The following is a 1547-nucleotide window of genomic DNA, read 5'->3' on the forward strand; positions in this document are numbered from 1 at the left end:
GACAAGGTTCGCGAACGGATCAAACAGAACCGCAACCAGGAGATCTTCCTCTGCCACAAGGGTGGCAAGCACGGGGCGGAGATGATTGCGGCTCGGTGGGCCCGGGCACGCGGGGTCGCACAAGCGCGCTTCGATCCGCGCTGGTCCGCGCATGGGCGGGCGGCACCGTTCAAGTGCAACGACGAAATGCTGGACGACAAGTTCGCGGCGACGGGGGTTGTACTCTTCGGCGGCAACGGGGTCGCGCTGAACCTCGGGCAGAAAGCGGAAGCGAAAGGCCTGACGGTCATGCGGGTTGCGGACCCGGTGAAGAATGCGTCGCAGGAGTGAAGAGAGGGGGTCGCGCTTGGCGCGGCCCTTTCGTCATGTCTCATGGCGCGTGCGATTGGTCATGCGTGATCGGCAGTCTGCGGCGGCCAGCACCGTTATCCCTCTACCCGGTCCGTCAGCGTGCGGCCCATCCGCATCGGTACGGGCTGGGGATGGTGCGCACCTCACGCACATCGTCAGCGGGGCAAGACGCGAGGGGTCGAGACGTCGCACTTGAGGCTGAAGACTTGCGCGTCCCTCGGGTGGTGTTTCGGACCGTCGCATCCACGCGGGCGGGCTCCGTCAGCACCCCGGCCAGGCTCGGCGTGACGCGAACGCGGATGGTGGCGGCTGCGTGATGGCAAGGCTCATCCGGGCTCTCCTTTTTGCTCATAGATGTGGATCGCACGGGGTCGGCCCAATCGTGCCCTCAGCTCACGCTTCGGCAAGCACAAATACGGCTTCCACGGCGAAGCCGCGGACCCTCCGCATTTGCGCTTGCGACCGGGCCTCTTGCCCCCGTGCCGGGTGATCCCCATCGCAACAAGGAGTAACCCAAATGACCAACCACTACGTCGCCACCGTCCCCGTCAAGTTCACCGATACCGATGGCCAGGAGCGCACCCGTTTTCAGCGCGTGGGCGCGATGTTCCGCAACACCCGCAACGGGGATGGATCGGAGTTCTTCAGCCTCAAGCTCGACTTCCCGGTCGCGGTCTCGGAGCTGGTGATGTTCCCTCCGAGCGCTAAAGATCCCCAGGACTAAGTCCTCTGACGAGGATGGGCCGCCCCAGGACGATCTTGGGGCGGCCCGATCCCTGTTCCAGGTATGCCGTCACCGGCGCGGGTGATCGCCTACAGCGACCTCCTCTTGGTGCCGGTAGCCGCGCGCTCAAAGGACGATCGCCGCCCGGAATGATCAGGCCGCGACAGACCGGCCAGTCAGCCTCAAGGGGGCCATCCACAAAAACCGGCAGGCCTTGGCCTCCCGGTTTTTGCGGCAGAGATTTGGGGACCCAAATCTGGCCCTCCTTGACCCTGCCTATCCGCCCTGTCGGTGGGGTTTGCGCCCGCCCGCGGTTCCGTCCGAACACAAGCGTGTTCGGCCAGACCCTCGGGCGGGGCTGGTGGACGGGACCCCTAGGACAGGTGGGTCGCCCGGTGGTGAGGGCGGCAGAGCCGCGTCCCTGCGGGCCGCGGCGTGAAGCGGACACCAAGGCTGCCTGAGACTGAATGCA

The 1547-nt window shown here is 65.9% G+C and carries 2 protein-coding genes; both read left to right on the plus strand.

Annotated features, from left to right (window positions below; genetic code table 11):
• A partial coding sequence (locus A3764_RS19390; RefSeq protein WP_150122004.1) for an SLOG family protein occupies positions 1-330 on the plus strand: 330 nt, incomplete at its 5' end.
• Positions 331-868: 538 nt separating this feature from the next.
• Positions 869-1075 carry a hypothetical protein gene (locus A3764_RS19395; protein ID WP_007120662.1) on the plus strand — a complete coding sequence of 69 codons (207 nt, stop codon included), beginning with the start codon at positions 869-871 and terminating at the stop codon, positions 1073-1075.
• Positions 1076-1547 lie beyond the last annotated feature (472 nt).

The sequence above is a fragment of the Sulfitobacter sp. HI0129 genome (assembly GCF_001635395.1).
In the GTDB taxonomy this organism is placed as follows: domain Bacteria; phylum Pseudomonadota; class Alphaproteobacteria; order Rhodobacterales; family Rhodobacteraceae; genus Sulfitobacter.